Origin of the sequence: Streptomyces avermitilis MA-4680 = NBRC 14893, from assembly GCF_000009765.2 — a bacterium.
GTDB lineage: Bacteria > Actinomycetota > Actinomycetes > Streptomycetales > Streptomycetaceae > Streptomyces > Streptomyces avermitilis.
The window spans coordinates 8,231,255-8,248,169 of sequence record NC_003155.5 but is presented as its reverse complement, the minus strand read 5'-3'; the positions used below and the strand labels follow the sequence as shown (position 1 = coordinate 8,248,169).

Below are 16,915 nucleotides of genomic sequence, written 5' to 3'. Positions count from 1 at the left end.
CGGGGTCAGGCGGCTCCGGGTACGGGCAGTCCGCAGGAACGGCGGGCGCGGGAGAGCTGCTCCTCGGGGTCGCCGAAGACGCTCCAGGGCATACGGGAGGCGTAGGGCCCCATGGCCATGAAGACGGCGCGCGCCTCGAACTCGCGCTGGGCCATCAACAGGGCGTGCGCGAGATACGCGAGGTCGAGCACCGGCGTGAAGCGGTAGCCCGCGGTCTCGGGCAGCCAGTTCTGGTAGATGGCGAGGGCGGTGGCGCGCCACTGGGGCTGCTCCCAGACCCGGTCGGCCAGCAGTTGCGCGGGGTTGTAGCTCTCCACGAGGGCGACCAGGGGCAGCAGGCGCAGCGGTGAGGTGGCGGGGGCCCGCTGGCCCAGAAAGGCGGCGACGTCCCAGGCCGCGTTCACCGAGCCGCCGTACCGCGTGAAGAAGCAGGCGAGGAAGCGGTGGTGGGCCTCACGGTTCCACGGGTCGAGCCGCAGGACGTGCGAGAACAGCCGCCAGGGGCCGGCCGGCGCGGTGAGCAGCCCCTGCGGGGCCGGCTCGCGGATGTCGTGCAGCCGGGCCATCGTCAGCTTGGCCACCCAGGGCGTGGGATCGTGCGGGGCCGCCGTCGAGGCCCGCTCGCACGCGGTGAGCGCGATGCGCTCCAGCGCCTCGGCGCGCTCGTCGTGGGCGGCGGCGGCACGCAGCGTCCGCAGCACCGCGACCCGCGCCCACAGCAGTGCGGCCTCGGGAGTGGGCTCCTCGGCCAGCCAGCGCTCCGCGAGGTCGGAGTCGGCCGCCTCCGAGGCGAGGACCAGCGAGCGATGGGCACGCAGTCCGAAATCGTCGCGCGTGTCGGCGAGCGCTTCGCGCGCGCTCCGATAACGCCCGGCGCGCACATCCACGCATACGCTCGCGAGCGTGCGGTCGTCGGCCGCCGGATGCCATACGTACTGCCCCTCGAATAACCCCGCGGCCATGCTCCCCTGTCCATCCCCGTCCGATGCCACGCCGTTGCGCACCAGGCACCCTACTCAGCATGCGGGGGAAGCGGAATGCCGATTGCCGAATGCCTGGTCCGACACGTGGGGGCCTTTGACCGCGAGCCTGAGAAAAAATGGTTGAGGCTTTTCCTACATAGTTCAACGCGACACTAATTTCGTGCCCCGGATCCCCCCGCGCCGCCACACCCGGATCCGCCTTCTCGCACCCGCTATAGAATGTTCGTTTGAAATATGCCCACACCCCGCCGACCCCGAGGAACGACCATTCACGACCTCGCCTCCCGCCTGCGACGACTGCCGCCCTCGTGCGGCCCCGTCCGGCTCGTCGGCGTCGACGGGCACGCGGGCTCCGGAAAGTCCACGTTCGCCGGGCGGTTGGCCGCGGCACTCGACGGCGCGCCCGTGCTGCACCTCGACGACATCGCCACGCACGAGGAGCTGTTCGCGTGGACGGACCGTCTGCTGCGCGAGGTGGTGGCACCGCTCGGCCGCGGCGAGCCCGCGCACTACCGCCCCTACAACTGGCACACCCGCGACTTCGACCCGGCCCGCGCCCTGCCGCCCGCGCCCGTGGTCCTCGTCGAGGGCGTCGGCGCGGGCCGCCGGGCGCTGCGTCCGTATCTCGCGCGGCTGCTGTGGATGGAGCTGCCGCACGAGGCGTCCTGGACGCGCGGGCGGGAGAGGGACGGCGAGGCGCAGCGCGAGTTCTGGGCCGGGTGGGTCGAGGCGGAGCGCCGGCACTTCGCCGGGGACCCGTCCAGGCCCTTCGCCGACCTTCTGGTACAGCAGTGTCCGGAGGGGTACGAGGTGCTGCCGGGGCCTGCTGGGACGCCAGGACCGGACCAGGATCTCACGCACAGTGAGGGACCATCCGCAATGTGCTGAACTTGTGAAGACCCCCGCCGGAGAACTTCTCCAAGTGCTCCAACTCGTCTTGACCGGGGGGCCGTACAGGACTTACGTTCTGAATGAGCGGCCTTTCGAGGCCGCCGCCAGACGCGAAGCCCCCGATTGTTCCCCCGTGATCGGGGGCTTCGTTTTGCCCTGAGCACCTCATTTCGGGCGCCGGGAGACGTGATTCGCTCACCCTCGGTCACCATGCGCAGTGCGCCCCATCTGCTCCCACCTCGTCAAACGGCCTGTGCGGCACCCTTCGGCAGGCGACGGCCCCGCAGGTACCATGCCTCTCGGTGCGACCTTCGGACGGCTGCTCTGCGCACCCATGCAACTCCCGTCCGCGGCACAGCGGTTCGACGACTGCCGACGGGCACCGGCCCGGCGGTGAACCAACGGGGGCACGGTCTGTGGGGGACGTGATGGACTTCGGCACGCGGGGCCCCGAGGCTCCGGCCGACCTCGCCTGGCTGCGAGGTGTGGATGCCTACACGATGGGCGCCTATCCGCAGGCGGAGGAGGAGTTCCGCACCGCGGTGCGGATGGATCCGGGCATGGCCGACGGCTGGCTCGGACTGCACGCGCTGCGCGTCGACACGACGACCGCGCTGCTCCGGATGTTCCGGCACCGGGACCGCTTCGGGGAGCAGCGCACCCGGCACCGGCGCACCCTCAACTCCTGGTACTGGCTGGGCTGGTGGGTGCAGCCGGTGCTGGAGAGTCCGCGCGATCTGCTGCTCGCGCACGCCTCCCACTGGCTGGACGGACGCCATGTCCCCGACCTGGACCGGGCGCTCGCGAGCCTGCCGCCGGTGGACACGGACCCGCAGGTGCGCTTCCTGCACGCCTGCCGGGCCTATCTGGTCAAGGACTGGGAGCAGCTGGTCCGGCACACGGATCCGCTGATCGACGACGCCATGCTGGGTATCGAGGCCGGGCTGTTCGGCGGCATGGCCCGGGTCCGGCTGGAGATGTTCGGACAGGCCGAGCCCCTGCTGTCCGCCGCGCTGATGCGCTGCCGCAGCGAGCAGCCGCAGCGCAAGGAGCTGCGCTACTGGCTGGCACGGGCGCACGAGGGCACGGGCCGCAGCGCCGCCGCCCTGCCCCTGTACCGGGCGGTGCACCGGGTGGACCCCGCCTTCATGGACACCTCCGCACGGCTCGCGGCGATCTCCGACGGCGACGGGTACGACGAGGCGGTCGACCTCGCGGCGATCACGCTCACCGGGATCGGACAGGACCTGATCGACGGGCCGGACGGGGTGGATCCCCTCTTCGGCGGCGAGGGGCGGGAGCTGAAGCTCTCCGAGCCCGAACCGGCACCGCCCGGCGCCCTGCCACAGGAGGCCGACGCGGTACGGGAGAAGACCGTGGTGCCGGTGCAGCCGCTGCCGGCCGGGCCCACGGACCCCGAGCTCCTCGAGGAGGCGCTGGCGGAGCTGGAGCGGATGGTCGGGCTCGAACCGGTGAAGCGCCAGGTCAAGGCGCTGTCGGCGCAGTTGAACATGGCGCGGCTGCGGGCCGGCCAGGGCTTACCCGTACAGCCTCCCAAACGCCACTTCGTCTTCTCCGGACCCTCCGGCACCGGCAAGACCACGGTGGCGCGGATCCTGGGCCGGGTCTTCTACGCGCTCGGGCTGCTCGGCGGCGACCATCTGGTGGAGGCCCAGCGGGCGGACCTGGTCGGCGAGTACCTGGGCCAGACGGCCGTGAAGGCCAACGAGCTGATCGACTCGGCGATCGGTGGCGTCCTGTTCGTGGACGAGGCGTACGCGCTGTCGAACTCCGGCTACGGCAAGGGCGACGCGTACGGCGACGAGGCGCTCCAGGTGCTGCTGAAACGGGCCGAGGACAACCGGGACCACCTGGTGGTGATCCTCGCGGGCTACCCGGAGGGCATGGACCGCCTGCTGGCCGCGAACCCCGGTCTCTCCTCCCGCTTCACCACCCGCGTGGACTTCCCCTCGTACCGCCCGCTCGAACTCACCTCGATCGGCGAGGTGCTGGCCGCGGAGAACGGCGACGTGTGGGACGAGGAGGCGCTCGACGAGCTGCGCTCCATCAGCGGGCACGTCATCGACCAGGGCTGGATCGACGAGCTCGGCAACGGCCGCTTCCTGCGCACCCTGTACGAGAAGAGCTGCGCGTACCGGGATCTGCGGCTGACGGGCTATCCGAGGACCCCGTCGCGGGACGATCTCTCCACGCTGCGGCTGCCGGATCTGATGCAGGCGTACGGCGAGGTGCTGTCGGGGCGGGGACCGCAGGATCCTTCGGCACTGTGAGCGGTGGCCCTGGAACCCGACGGTCCCAGGGCCACGCGCGGCCGGCTCACCGAAGCTGGCTCGCCAGTGCCTCGCCGGGCGTCTCGGCGCGTTGTTCCGTCACCCGGCTCGGCGGCTGCGCGTCCCGGTGGGCCGGGTCCCTGACCTCGCCCACCAGCAGCTCCAGGACGTCCTCCATGGTGACCAGGCCGAGCACCCGCCCGGACCCGTCGGCGACCTGCGCGAGGTGCGTGGCGGCCCGGCGCATCACGGTCAGCGCGTCGTCCAGCGGCAGCTCCGCGCCGAGCGTGGTCATCGGCCGCCAGATCTGCTGCGGCACCGCCCGCTCGGACTCCTCCAGATCGAGTACGTCCTTCACATGGAGATAGCCCATGAAGGCGCCGGTCTCCGCGGCGACGGGAAAGCGGGAGTACCCGGTGCGCGCGGTCAGCGCCACCACCTCGCCGGGCGTGACCGAGGGGCCCACGGTCACCAGTGAGTCGCGGTCCAGCAGGACGTCCGTGACCGGGCGCGAGCCCAGTTCCAGCGCGTCCTCCAGGCGCTCCTGCTCCTCCGGGTCGAGGAGACCGGCCTGGCCGGAGTCCTCCACCAGCTGGTTGAGCTGCTCGCTGGTGAAGACCGCCTCGACCTCGTCCTTGGGCTCCACCCGGAAGAGCATCAGGATCACCCGTGCGCAGGCGCTCAGCGCGACCGTGACCGGCCGGCACAGCCGGGCGAAGGCGACCAGGCCCGGGCTGAGCCACAGCGCCGTCCTCTCGGGCGCGGCCATCGCCAGGTTCTTCGGCACCATCTCGCCGATGACCAGGTGGAAGAAGACGACGAGGGCCAGCGCGATGACGTATCCGAGGGGGTGGATCATCCCGTCGGGCAGACGGGCCGCCTCGAAGCCGGGCTCGAGCAGATGCGCGACCGTCGGTTCGGCGACCGCGCCCAGCGTCAGCGAGCAGATGGTGATGCCGAACTGGGCCGCGGCCATCATCTGCGGCAGCCGCTCCAGGCCGTACAGCACCTGGCGGGCCCGTGCCGTCCCCAGTGGCTCGATCTGGCTGCGCCGTACGGAGACGAGCGCGAACTCGGCGCCGACGAAGAAGCCGTTGGCGAGCACCAGCAGGGCGGCCAACAGTAGCTGGAGCAGGGTCATCGGACAGCCTCCGCGGCAGGCGCGGAAGCCGCGGTGTCCCTGGTGCCCGCGCCCGCTGTGACCGAGGCATCCGCGATGTCCGCAATGCCTGTGGTGTCTGTGGTGTCTGTGGTGTCCGCGGTCTTCACCAGACGGACCCGCTCGGCGCGGTAGTGCCCGACCTGGCGCACCGACAGCCGCCAGCCGGGGAGCTCGGCCCGGTCCCCGGGGGCGGGGATGCGGCCGAGCAGATCGGCGACGAGGCCGGCCACGGTCTCGTAGGGCCCCTCGGGCACGTCGAGGCCTATGCGCTGGAGGATGTCGACGCGGCAGCTGCCGTCCGCGTCCCATGCGGGCCGCCCGTCCTCGGGCGGTGCGACGGCGAGTTCGGGCAGGTCCTGCCCGTCGTGCTCGTCGCGGACCTCGCCGACGAGTTCCTCGACGATGTCCTCCAGGGTGACGACGCCCGCCGTACCGCCGTACTCGTCGACGACGACGGCGATGGGCTGCTCGCTGCGCAGCCGCGCCAGGAGGGGCTGCACGGGCAGCGTCTCCGGGACGAGCAGCGGCGGCTGGGCGATCCGGCCGACGGGGGTGCGCAGCCGGTCGCGGGAGGGGATCGCGAGGGCGTCCTTGAGGTGGACCATGCCGACGATCTCGTCGATCCGGTCCCGGTAGACGGGGAAGCGGGACAGGCCGGTGGCACGGGTGAGGTTGACCACGTCCTCGGCGGTCGCCGAGGACTGGAGCGCGCTGACCCGCACGCGCGGGGTCATGACGTGCTGTGCGGTCAGCTCGCCGAGCGACAGCGTCCGTACGAACAGATCGGCCGTGTCCTGCTCCAGCGCGCCGGCCTGGGCCGAGTGCCGGGCGAGGGAGACGAGTTCGCCGGGGGTGCGGGCGGAGGCCATCTCCTCGGCGGGCTCCACGCCCAGGGCGCGCACCAGCCGGTTGGCGACCGTGTTGAGTGCCGCGATCACCGGCCGGAACAGACGCGAGAACACATGCTGCGGGCCCGCGACGAAGCGGGCCACCTGCAAGGGCTTGGAGATCGCCCAGTTCTTGGGCACGAGTTCGCCGATCACCATCTGCACGGCCGAGGCCAGCAGCATGCCGACGACCACGGCGATCCCGGGGACGGCTCCTTCGGGGAGGCCGATGGCGGTGAACGGGCCGTGCAGCAGGTCGGCGAGCGCCGGTTCGGCGAGCATGCCGACGACCAGCGAGGTGATGGTGATGCCGAGCTGGGTGCCGGAGAGCTGGAAGGACAGCTCCTTCAGCGACTCGACGACCGTACCGGCCCGTCGGTCGCCCTCGGCCGCGGCCTTCTCGGCCTCCGGCCGTTCGACCGTGACGAGTCCGAACTCGGCGGCCACGAAGAAGCCGTTGGCCAGAATGAGCAGGAATGCCGCCCCGAGGAGCAGCAGAGAGTCGGTCATGATGCCGCCGCCTCCGCAGGGACGCGGACACGGTCCGCGGTATGTCGAGAGGGGGCGGCGCAGGTACTACAGGACGATCCGTCCATCGCTGGAGGGAATCACTCCTCGGGTAGCAGGTACCCCTGCCGCACCGGACGGAGCAGCAGGGCGGAGGCGCAAGGAAGAACGCCTCCGCCACCAGATTAATCAAGACACCCGCCGATACGGCAGGGTGGACGGCCCCGAGTCAGCCCTGATGTTCCTCGGGGTCCCGTGCGGAACGCGCCTCGGCGAGCGCCCGCAGCGTCCGCGCGTCGGCGATCGCACGCTGTTTGGCGATGCCCGGCTGGATGCCGAGCGCGGGCAGGCTGGTGCCGTCGCTGAGGTCGAGGAACACCCAGGGATCACCGGGACGCAGGTTGACCTGGAGGATTTCCGCCCAGGCCAGGTGCCGCCTGCTGGTGATGTTGACGACGGTGACGCCACTCTCGTCGGCGACGACCTTGGGCCGGGAGAGGAGGACGAGCACGCCGCAGAGCAGCGCCGCGGTGAAGACGAAGCTGAGGCGTTCCGCCGGGGTGAGGGTTTCGAGGAGCATCACGACCGTGGTGAGAACCACAAAGATGGTGACGCCGGCGGTCAGCAGGACGGCACGGGTACGGCCCGGCCGGAAGGTGACAGGCAGGGCAGGCAAAGCAGACAGATCGGGCATCGACGTACGGTCCCTCAGAGGCGGCAGGCGTGGATGGCCGTGGTCAGGATGGCCCGTGCGCCGAGCGCGTACAGGTCGTCCATGATTCGCTGGGCCTCCTTGGCCGGAACCATCGCCCGTACGGCGACCCAGCCCTCGTTGTGCAGCGGCGAGATGGTCGGCGACTCCAGGCCCGGGGTGAGCGCGACGGCCTTCTCCAGGTGCTCGGCGCGGCAGTCGTAGTCCATCATCACGTACGTCCGCGCGACCAGGACGCCCTGGAGGCGGCGCAGGAACTGCTGCACCTTCGACTCGGCGGCCTCGTCGGTGCCGGCTCCGACGCGGCGGATGACGACGGCCTCGGACTTCATGATCGGCTCGCCGAACACTTCCAGGCCCGCGTTGCGCAGCGAGGTGCCGGTCTCGACGACGTCCGCGATGACCTCGGCGACACCGAGTTCGATGGCGGTCTCGACGGCGCCGTCGAGGTGCACGACGGAGGCGTCGATGCCGCTGTCGGCGAGGTGCTTGGCGACGATGCCCTCGTACGAGGTGGCGACAGTGAGACCCGCGAGGTCCTCGATGCCCTTGGCGGTGCCGGGCTTGCCGGCGAAACGGAAGGTGGAGCGGGCGAAGCCGAGCGGGAGGATCTCCTCCGCGTTGGCCCCGGAGTCGATGAGCAGGTCGCGGCCCGTGAGGCCGATGTCGAGGCGCCCGGAGGAGACATAGATCGCGATGTCGCGGGGGCGGAGGTAGAAGAACTCCACCTCGTTCTCCGGGTCGACGATCCGCAGTTCCTTGGACTCCCGCCGCTGCTGGTAGCCGGCCTCATGGAGCATCTCCGCCGCAGGGCCTGACAGGGAACCCTTGTTGGGGACGGCGATGCGCAGCATGAGGTCGGCTTCCTTTGCGTGAAGGGGTGGGGCTGGGAAACAGGGGGATCTACAGGTGGGCGTACACGTCGTCGAGGGAGATTCCGCGGGCGACCATCATCACCTGGACGTGGTACAGGAGCTGCGAGATCTCCTCGGCGGCGGCGTCCTTGCCCTCGTACTCGGCGGCCATCCAGACTTCGGCGGCCTCCTCGACGACTTTCTTGCCGATGGCATGGACGCCCTTGCCGACCAGCTCGGCGGTGCGCGAAGTGGAGGGGTCGCCGTTGGCGGCCTTGTGCTGGAGCTCGGTGAAGAGCTCCTCGAACGTCTTCTTGGACATGGTGCTGCCTACCCTACGCCGAGCCGGCCGTGCCTCAGCGCCAGGGTTCGGATACTGAGCGCAGCGTGGCCGCGGTCGCCACGGCGGCGGTCACCGCCTCGTGCCCCTTGTCCTCGTGGGAGCCCTCGATGCCCGCGCGGTCCAGGGCCTGCTCCTCGGTGTCGCACGTCAGTACGCCGAAGCCGACGGGGACGCCGGTGTCCACGGAGACCTGGGTGAGGCCCTGGGTGACGCCCTGGCACACGAAGTCGAAGTGGGGGGTGCCGCCGCGGATGACGACGCCGAGGGCGACGATCGCGTCGTAACCCCGGCCCGCGAGGACCTTGGCGACGACCGGCAGCTCGAAGCTCCCGGGGACCCTGAGGAGGGTCGGCTCGTCGATTCCCAGTTCGTGCAGGGCGCGCAGCGCGCCGTCCACCAGACCGTCCATCACCTTTTCGTGCCACTGTGCCGCGATGACCGCGACGCGCAGGTCGCCGCAGTTGCGTACGGACAGTTCGGGTGCACCCTTGCCGCTCACGTCTCTCCTCAGTGCTCTCTTACTGGTTGCCGCAGGTGGACACGGGGACCGTGTCCAGCCAGGGCAGATCGTGGCCCATCCGGTCCCGCTTGGTGGTCAGGTACCGGAGGTTGTGCTCGCCCGCCTGTACGGGCATCGGCTCGCGCCCGGTGACCTTGAGGCCGTGCCTCAGGAGCGCGTCGGTCTTGTCGGGGTTGTTGGTCATCAGCCGCAGGCTGCGGACGCCGAGGTCCTCCAGGATCTGCGCACCGGCCGCGTAGTCGCGGGCGTCGGCGGGCAGGCCGAGTTCCAGGTTGGCGTCGAGGGTGTCGCGGCCGCGCTCCTGGAGCTCGTACGCGCGCAGCTTGGACACCAGCCCGATGCCGCGTCCCTCGTGTCCGCGGAGGTAGACCACGACGCCGCGGCCCTCGCTGCGGATGCGCTCCAGGGAGGCCTCCAGCTGGGGGCCGCAGTCGCAGCGCAGCGAGTGGAAGACGTCGCCGGTGAGGCATTCGGAGTGGACGCGGACGAGTACGCCCTCGCCGTCGCCGATCTCGCCGTGGACCAGGGCGACGTGTTCGACGCCGTCGACGGTGGAGCGGTAGCCGTAGGCCGTGAACTCGCCGAAGGCGGTGGGCAGATGGACCTCGGCCTCGCGCCGGACGGTGGGCTCGGAGCTCTGGCGGTAGGCGATCAGGTCCTCGATGGAGATGATCGTCAGGCCGTGCTTGCGGGCGAACGGGATCAGCTCCGGCAGCCGCAGCATGTGGCCGTCCTCGCCGGCGATCTCGACGATCGCGCCGGCCGGTCGCAGACCCGCGAGGCGGGCGAGGTCGACGGCGGCCTCGGTGTGGCCGTTGCGGACGAGGACCCCGCCGGGCTTGGCGCGCAGCGGGAAGATGTGGCCGGGGCGGACGAAGTCGGCGGCCCCCGCCTCTCCCTGGGCGAGCAGCCGGAGCGTGGTCGCGCGGTCGGCGGCGGAGATCCCGGTGGTGACCCCGTGCGCGCCGCTCGCGTCGACCGACACGGTGAACGCCGTCCGCATCGACTCGGTGTTGTGGTCGACCATCTGCGGCAGCTGGAGGCGGTCCAGTTCGCCGCCCTCCATGGGCGCGCAGATCAGGCCGCGGCACTCGCTCATCATGAAGGCGACGATTTCGGGGGTCGCCTTCTCGGCGGCGATGACGAGGTCGCCCTCGTTCTCCCGGTCCTCGTCGTCGACGACCACGACCGGGCGGCCGGCCGCGATGTCGGCGATGGCCCGCTCGACCGGGTCGAGCGCGAAGTCCTCGATGTTGTCCGTGCTGTACAGGATCGGCGCCGTGGTCATGCCGGGGCTCCTTCCAGAACGGGCTGCCCGGCCTTGCGGGAGCGCAGCCACCAGTCGCGCATGCCCCACAGGACGAGTGCGCCGTACACGATGTAGATGAGGCCCGAGAAGGCGAGCCCACTGCGGAAGTTGAGCGGTACGCCGACCAGGTCGACCAGCAGCCAGGCGAACCAGAACTCGACCATGCCGCGCGCCTGGGCGTACATCGCGGCGAGGGTGCCGACGAAGATGTACGCGTCGGCCCACGGGCTCCAGGAGAGCGAGGGGTAGGCGGTGAACAGGCCGCCGACGGCGAGGGTGCCGATCGCGGCGCCGCCGACGAGGTAGGCGCGCTCCCGCCAGGTGGCGAACCGTACGGCGATGGTGCCGTCCTGGGCCTGCTGCCTGCCGCGGGTCCAGGCGTACCAGCCGTAGAGGGCCACGACGATGACGACGAGTTGCTTGCCGACGCCGCCGCCCTGGTGCACGGAGAGGTTGGCGGCCACGAGGACGGCACCGGACAGGAGTTGGGCGGGCCAGGTTCCTATGTTGCGCAGCCAGCCGAGGGCCAGGGCGATCAGACCGACGGTGTTGCCGATCATGTCGGACCAGATGATGTGCTGGTCGAGGACCGTGAAGGCTTCGGAGTTGAGCCAGTTCACTTCGCGGTCTCCCTGGTGCGGTCGCCGAGGAGGCGCTCGACGTACTTGGCGACGACGTCGACCTCGAGGTTGACCGGGTCCCCGGGCTGCTTGCGGCCCAGGGTGGTCAGCGCGAGGGTGGTCGGGATGAGGCTGACGGTGAAGTAGTCCGGGCCCGCGTCGACGACCGTGAGGCTGATGCCGTCGACGGTGATGGAGCCCTTCTCCACGACGTACCGGGAGAGGTCGGCCGGGAGCGAGACCTTGACGATCTCCCAGTTCTCCGACGGCCTGCGCTCGATGACCGCGCCCGTGCCGTCGACGTGTCCCTGCACGATGTGCCCGCCGAGGCGCGCGCCCACGGCCATGGGACGTTCCAGGTTGACGCGGGAGCCGACGGCGAGAGCGCCGAGGCTGGAGCGGTCGAGGGTCTCCGCCATGACGTCGGCGGTGAATTCGTCGCCCTCGTGCTCGACGACCGTGAGACAGACGCCGTTGACGGCGATGGAGTCGCCGTGCTGCGCGTTCTCGGTGACGACGGGTCCACGGAGACGGAAGCGGGAGGCGTCGCCGAGGTTCTCGACGGCGGTGACTTCACCCAGCTCTTCGACGATTCCGGTGAACACTTCCCGGGTCCTCCTGCCATTTCGGGCACGGACTCCGGGGCCTGTCGATGACGACAGAACATACGGGCGAGGGCACCGGGAGCGTCGCCGAATGAGACCTGTCCTGCGGACAGGTCGAAACAGACGGCGGCACGCACGAATGCCTGCCCGCCGCGCACTGCCTCCCATCCGGACTTTAACCGTCGGTCCAGGAATTCCACCTGGTCAACCGATCGCCGAGGCGAGCGGGTCGCGGACTATAACCGCCGGTTCGGACTTTCACCGACCCCGGAGTGCGCTGCTTCTGGTACATGGCCAGTTTGCCACGGCCGATCGGCGGCCATGCAAGGGAACGACTGTGGGGTGGCTCACATGTTCACATGCTGGACTTCTCACCCTCCCCGGAAACCGGCGCGATCTTGATAATTGGTCCATACCTATTGACTGACCTGGTCTAGTCCTCTTAGCGTCTGCGTTCCCGGCGTTGCGCCGTCCCAAGAACGGCCCGGCGGCGGTGACGGAGGCCCTTGCCCCGCCGCCGGGCCTCCTGACGGGCCTCTGCCCGGCCGACGGTGAATGCGGCGTCCGCGGGTGAACGTGCGCCTCACGGGCGGGGCCTACGGCGCGCTGCGGGACGGTGGGCATCTGACACCGAGGCGGGCGGTGCGCGAGGGCAGGTTCGAGGCGTACGTGGCGGCGCGGTTCGGCGGGGGCGGTGAGCGAGCCGGGACATGGTGCTGCCGAGGGGGCCGGCGTGGCGCCCGTCGCCCTGACGGCCGGCGGTGACACCCAGGGGCCACAAGGCCGGGCCGGCGGGCTACCGGGGCGAGGGCCCGAACAGTTCGTCCTGTGCGCCGTCCCGCGCGGTCAGCAGGGCGCCGCGCAGCACCGCGTCGCCGCCCAGGGTGCTCGCCCGCACCTCGGCCGGCAGCGGTGACATCCGGACGAGCCGCTCCTCGACCCGTGCGGCGAGGACGTCCCCGCCGGCCTGCCCGACCTCGCCGGCCAGGACCACACAGCCGGGGTCCAGGACGGCCACGACGGCGGCGGCGCCGATGGCGAGGCGGTCGGCGAGGACGTCGAGGAAGCGGGCGGAACGCGGGGAGCTCGGGGTCGCGGCCGCCGCCCGCACCAGCGCCGCCGCCTGCGGCTCATGGGCCGGCCCGGCCGCCACGAGCCCGTGCTCCCTCGCCAGCCGGGCGATCGCCGCCGACCCCGCCAGTGAGTGGAAGCCGCCCTCGCAGTCCGTCGCCGAGGGCAGTGCGCCCGTACCCGGTACCGGCAGGAAGCCGATCTCGCCGGTGCCGCCCGAGGCGCCACGGCGGAGTCTGCCGTCGAGGACGACGGCCGCGCCGGTGCCGTGGCCCAGCCACAGCAGCACGAACGTGTCCCGGTCGCGGGCGGCGCCCTCGCGCTGTTCGGCCAGGGCGGCGAGGTTGGTCTCGTTCTCGACGGTCACCCGGGCCGGGAGCCGCTCCTGGAGGGCGGCGACCAGGCGGCGGTGCCACTCCGGCAGACCGGAGGAGTCGCGGAGTTCGCCGGTGGCGGGGTCGATCAGGCCGGGCGCGCCGATCCCGACCGTGTGCAGGCGCTCGGCTCCGGCCTCCTTCGCGGCGCGCTCCACCAGCGCCACCGCCTGCTCGACGGCCGGTCCCGTCCCCGTGTCGTCGGCGATCGGGACCGACGCCCGGGCGAGTTCCGCGCCCAGCAGGTCGGACACGACGACGGAGACGCCCTCGGTGCGTACGTCGAGGGCCGCGAGGTGCGCGCGGTCGGCGACGATCCCGTACAGCCGTGCGTTCGGGCCGCGCCGCTGCTCGCCCGACTCCCCCACGACCGCGATCAGCCCGGCGGCGGTGAGGCGTTCGACGAGGTCGGCCACGGTCGGCCGGGACAGTCCGGTGAGCTGCTTCAGCTGCCCCGCCGTCAGGGGGCCTTCCTGTTGCAGCAGGCGCAGCGCGAGCCGGTCGTTGATGGCCCTGGCGGTGCTCGGAGATGCGGGCATGCCGGGATTCTTCCAGATCAGGAGGCGGCACAGCGGCCTCGCCCCTGCCTCATCTATTTATCAGGCAGGGTTCCTGATAGTTTACGGCGACAGCGGGGAGGACGTCCGGGAGGGGCAGCGGCACCATGGGTGAAGTGGTTGACGACGTGCGTGAGTTGAAGCGCGCCCGGTATGCCGTGGCCGCCGTGTTCGCGGTGCACGGCGCGGTGACCGGTTCGTTCGCCACGCGGGTCCCGTGGATCCAGGACCATGCCTCGATCGGCGCGGGACAGCTCGGGCTCGCGCTCGCCTTCCCGGCGATCGGCGCGTCCGTGGCGATGCCGCTCGCGGGCCGGATCAGCCACCGTTTCGGTTCCCGCACCGCGCTGCGCGGGCTGATCAGCCTGTGGACGCTGGCGCTGGTCCTGCCCTCGCTCGCGCCGAACCTGTACACGCTCTGCCTGGCGCTGTTCACGTACGGCGCCACGGCGGGCATGGCGGACGTGGCGATGAACGCGCTCGGCGTCGAGGTCGAGAACCGCCTCGACAAGTCGATCATGTCCGGGCTGCACGGCATGTGGAGCGCGGGCGCCCTGGTCGGCTCGGCGGCCGGCACCCTCGCCGCCCACCTGGGCTCCGACGCGCGGATGCACCATGTGCTGGCGGCCGGGGTCCTGACGGTTCTCGGCCTGGTCGCCTGCCGATGGGTGCTCGACCTGAAGCCCACCGAGGACGAGGAGCCGCCCCCGCGGTTCGCGCTGCCGCCCAGGTCGGCGCTGCTGATCGGCGCGGTCGGCTTCTGCGCGGTGTTCGCGGAGGGCGCGAGCCTGGACTGGTCGGCGGTCTATCTGCGCGACCGGCTGGACAGCTCGGCCGGCCTGGCGGCGGCGTCCACCACGGCCTTCACGCTCACCATGGCCGTCGCGCGGATCGCGGGCGACGCGGTGGTGGACCGCTTCGGCGCGGTGCGCACCGTACGCGTCGGCGGGGTGCTCGCCACGCTCGGCGGGCTGCTCGTCGTGAGCGCCTGGCACCCGGCGGTGGCGATGGTCGGGTTCGCGCTGATGGGCCTCGGCATCGCGGTGGTCGTCCCGCTGGCGTTCGCTGCGGCCGGCCGCAGCGGGCCCAACCCGAGCCAGGCCATCGCGGGCGTCGCCACCATCACGTACACCTCGGGGCTGGTCGCCCCGAGCGCGATCGGCACGCTGGCGCAGGCCACCAGCCTGATGGTCTCCTTCGGCCTGGTGACCGTGCTGGCCTGCGGGCTCGTGGTCTTCGCGGGCGTGCTGCGCGCGGGCGACCGAAGCCGTCCGACGGTCAGTCCGCCGAGCGCAGCAGCTCCCGCCCCACGACCCTGAACGGCTCGCTCCACGGCGCGGGACGCAGGGTGCCGGCGTCGAGCCGGACGAGGACCCGCGTGCCGTGCGCGTACGTCAGCGCGCCGTCCGCCGAGCAGAACCGGAAGCCGAACGTCAGTCCGGTGTTCCCGAGCCGCTCCAGCCACAGGTGCACGGCGTACGCGCCCGGCCGGGTGACCGGGGCCTCGTAGCTGATCCGCTGCTCCTTGACGGCGTTGCAGAAGTCGCCGGCCGCCTCCCAGTCACCCTCGAAGCCGCCGAAGCCGCGCTCGTTCCACAGGCTGGTCCAGGCGCGCTCGGCCATGACCAGGTAGCGGGCGTTGTGGAGGAGTCCGAGCGCGTCCAGGTCGTCGAAGTGGACGGTGACGGGGATCAGCCGGCCGTAGGACGGAGCGGGCGCGGTCGGGGCTTCGGCGGCTTCGGCGGTCACGGGCGGGGCTCCTGGGCGGTGCGGTGCGGGGTGGCGGGGACACCCCATCCTAAGCAAACGCTCAGCAGGTCCCGCACGGGAGGTGCAGGTCAGGCGCTCAGCCCGCGATCGAGTCCAGTTGCTCGGCGGCGGGCCGCAGCGCCCACAGGTCGCCGCCGGGCGGCGCCTCCAGCTTCGGGACCGCCGCCCGCGCCGCCCGGTCCCCCGCATCGGCCGCCGCGTGCACGACGTCGCTCGCCGCGAACCGGTGGAACTCCAGCTCCGGGTGCGGCCAGGGCGCGGCCCCCGTCGCCGCGGGCAGCAGATAGTCGACCGCCTTGAACAGGCTCTGACCGTCCGGTCCCTCGTACGCCCACAGGTCCACGCCGACGTGCCTGCCGATGGCCGCGAGGCGCGTGTAGGCGACCAGGTCGAAGGTCGAGTAGTGCCAGCTGCGGGTGCGGGTGAGCTCCTGGGGCTGGCTGCCGTCGGCGGCGATCTGCGGGGCTATGCGCCCCGCCCGCGCGCCGAGGACGGTCCGCCGGGCGAGGTCCGTGTCGCCGGTCGCGTACGCCAGGGCGGCGAGCTGCATGTCGTAGAAGGTGCCGTGGTTGTTCTTGGCGGCGCCCTCCTCGGCACCGAAGGCGCTGTTCACCAGCCAGTCGCGGTAGTCGACGTTCCACGCGCGCATCGCGGTGCGGTCGGCCCTGGACCAACCGGGGGCGCCCGTGTCCAGGATCGCGAGCGCGTCCAGGACGCTCGTGTAGGACTGCGAGAAGTCGATGATGCCGATGGCCCGGCCGTCGTACTTGCAGGGGATGAACTGCCCGTGGTTCAGGTGGGGGTTCATCCGGGTGGCCGGCGCGAGGAACCAGGTGCGCAGGACGGTGGCGGCCTTCTCGGCGTACTGCTTCCTGCCCGTGTAGTACCAGGCCAGCGAGAGGTCGTACGCCGAGTCGAAGACCTTCTCGACGTCCTGGCGGTCGGTGCCGGTGTCGACCTCGGGATTGCGTTGGCCGTCGCGCTGGACGTAGGGGCAACCCCAGGGATTGTCGGCGGACTTGGGCTGCGAGGGCCACCAGTACGGGGCCTGGCTGAGGTAGTCGTGGACGTCGCCGCCGGGGGCGGGCTTCGGCTTGTCGACGACCGTCCAGGGGCCCTGGTTCAGCCAGTTGTCGGCGCGGGCGGTCAAGTCCTCGAGCGTGCGCCGGAGTCGGGGGTCGCCGCGGTCGAGTCGCAGTCGGGTCTGCTGGAGCCGGGTGCCGTCGAGAACGGCGGTCCGGGGAGCCTTCGGGGGCGTATGGGCCGAGGCGGAGGGAACGACGACCGCGGCGAGCGTGGCCGCGGCCGCGAGGAGGACAGCCAGACGGGGGCGTGCACTCATCAAGGCTCCGATCATACTTGTGAACACAGTTCATGAGTAAGACCGTGCGAGCGTAGGACCGCCAGGTACCCGTGACAATGGTCCGGACGAACTTTCACGTACGAAGAAAGCGAAACT

General features: G+C 71.5%; 16 protein-coding genes and 1 riboswitch. Of the genes, 3 read left to right on the top strand and 13 right to left on the bottom strand.

Features of this window, described 5'->3' with window-relative positions:
• Positions 1-5: 5 nt before the first annotated feature.
• Entirely contained in the window at positions 6-962 is a 957-nt protein-coding gene (locus tag SAVERM_RS35520; RefSeq protein ID WP_037646592.1) for a hypothetical protein, read from the bottom strand.
• 255 nt (positions 963-1,217) lie between these two features.
• On the opposite strand from SAVERM_RS35520, the gene SAVERM_RS35515 reads away from it, so the two are divergent.
• Both SAVERM_RS35515 and SAVERM_RS35510 read left to right on the top strand, forming a co-directional pair.
• Positions 1,218-1,871: a uridine kinase family protein gene (locus tag SAVERM_RS35515; RefSeq protein ID WP_010988310.1), complete on the top strand. Its 654-nt coding sequence runs from the start codon at positions 1,218-1,220 to the stop codon at positions 1,869-1,871.
• Positions 1,872-2,302: 431 nt separating this feature from the next.
• On the top strand, positions 2,303-4,165 hold the full coding sequence (locus SAVERM_RS35510; RefSeq protein WP_010988309.1) for an AAA family ATPase: 1,863 nt from the start codon (positions 2,303-2,305) through the stop codon (positions 4,163-4,165).
• A 46-nt stretch (positions 4,166-4,211) separates the two neighbouring features.
• On the opposite strand, the gene SAVERM_RS35505 is transcribed toward SAVERM_RS35510, so the two are convergent.
• From SAVERM_RS35505 to SAVERM_RS35460, 10 genes are all read right to left on the bottom strand, one after another.
• Positions 4,212-5,306: a hemolysin family protein gene (locus tag SAVERM_RS35505; RefSeq protein WP_010988308.1), complete on the bottom strand. Its 1,095-nt coding sequence runs from the start codon at positions 5,304-5,306 to the stop codon at positions 4,212-4,214.
• Positions 5,303-6,724, bottom strand: a complete 1,422-nt coding sequence (locus tag SAVERM_RS35500) for a hemolysin family protein (RefSeq protein ID WP_010988307.1) — start codon at positions 6,722-6,724, stop codon at positions 5,303-5,305. Before SAVERM_RS35500 ends, SAVERM_RS35505 begins: the two co-directional genes overlap by 4 nt.
• Before the next feature lie 226 nt (positions 6,725-6,950).
• Positions 6,951-7,415, bottom strand: a complete 465-nt coding sequence (locus SAVERM_RS35495; protein ID WP_010988306.1) for a PH domain-containing protein — start codon at positions 7,413-7,415, stop codon at positions 6,951-6,953.
• Positions 7,416-7,429: 14 nt separating this feature from the next.
• A complete protein-coding gene (gene hisG, locus SAVERM_RS35490; protein ID WP_010988305.1) occupies positions 7,430-8,287 on the bottom strand; it encodes an ATP phosphoribosyltransferase in 858 nt (285 codons plus the stop codon).
• 49 nt (positions 8,288-8,336) lie between these two features.
• Positions 8,337-8,609 (bottom strand): phosphoribosyl-ATP diphosphatase, encoded by a 273-nt coding sequence (locus SAVERM_RS35485; RefSeq protein ID WP_010988304.1) that lies wholly within the window; start codon positions 8,607-8,609, stop codon positions 8,337-8,339.
• 34 nt (positions 8,610-8,643) lie between these two features.
• Positions 8,644-9,129 carry a 6,7-dimethyl-8-ribityllumazine synthase gene (ribH, locus tag SAVERM_RS35480; RefSeq protein WP_010988303.1) on the bottom strand — a complete coding sequence of 162 codons (486 nt, stop codon included), beginning with the start codon at positions 9,127-9,129 and terminating at the stop codon, positions 8,644-8,646.
• Positions 9,130-9,148: 19 nt separating this feature from the next.
• Entirely contained in the window at positions 9,149-10,438 is a 1,290-nt protein-coding gene (locus SAVERM_RS35475) for a bifunctional 3,4-dihydroxy-2-butanone-4-phosphate synthase/GTP cyclohydrolase II (protein WP_010988302.1), read from the bottom strand.
• The gene (locus SAVERM_RS35470) at positions 10,435-11,019 is read right to left on the bottom strand and encodes a nicotinamide mononucleotide transporter family protein (RefSeq protein ID WP_078234580.1); all 585 of its coding nucleotides are present in this window, start codon (positions 11,017-11,019) and stop codon (positions 10,435-10,437) included. Before SAVERM_RS35470 ends, SAVERM_RS35475 begins: the two co-directional genes overlap by 4 nt.
• A 56-nt stretch (positions 11,020-11,075) precedes the next feature.
• Complete coding sequence (locus tag SAVERM_RS35465) at positions 11,076-11,684, bottom strand: riboflavin synthase (protein WP_010988300.1); 609 nt, start codon at positions 11,682-11,684, stop codon at positions 11,076-11,078.
• A gap of 150 nt (positions 11,685-11,834) precedes the next feature.
• Positions 11,835-11,964, bottom strand: a riboswitch (FMN riboswitch).
• Between the two features lie 516 nt (positions 11,965-12,480).
• Entirely contained in the window at positions 12,481-13,668 is a 1,188-nt protein-coding gene (locus SAVERM_RS35460) for an ROK family transcriptional regulator (protein WP_010988299.1), read from the bottom strand.
• Between the two features lie 125 nt (positions 13,669-13,793).
• On the opposite strand from SAVERM_RS35460, the gene SAVERM_RS35455 reads away from it, so the two are divergent.
• Entirely contained in the window at positions 13,794-15,005 is a 1,212-nt protein-coding gene (locus tag SAVERM_RS35455; protein WP_010988298.1) for an MFS transporter, read from the top strand.
• Here the strand turns inward: SAVERM_RS35455 and SAVERM_RS35450 are convergent.
• Both SAVERM_RS35450 and SAVERM_RS35445 read right to left on the bottom strand, forming a co-directional pair.
• Positions 14,965-15,435, bottom strand: a complete 471-nt coding sequence (locus SAVERM_RS35450) for an acyl-CoA thioesterase (protein WP_010988297.1) — start codon at positions 15,433-15,435, stop codon at positions 14,965-14,967. The two genes, SAVERM_RS35455 and SAVERM_RS35450, sit on opposite strands and share 41 nt — an antisense overlap.
• 97 nt (positions 15,436-15,532) lie before the next feature.
• Positions 15,533-16,798, bottom strand: a complete 1,266-nt coding sequence (locus SAVERM_RS35445) for an alginate lyase family protein (RefSeq protein ID WP_010988296.1) — start codon at positions 16,796-16,798, stop codon at positions 15,533-15,535.
• Positions 16,799-16,915 lie beyond the last annotated feature (117 nt).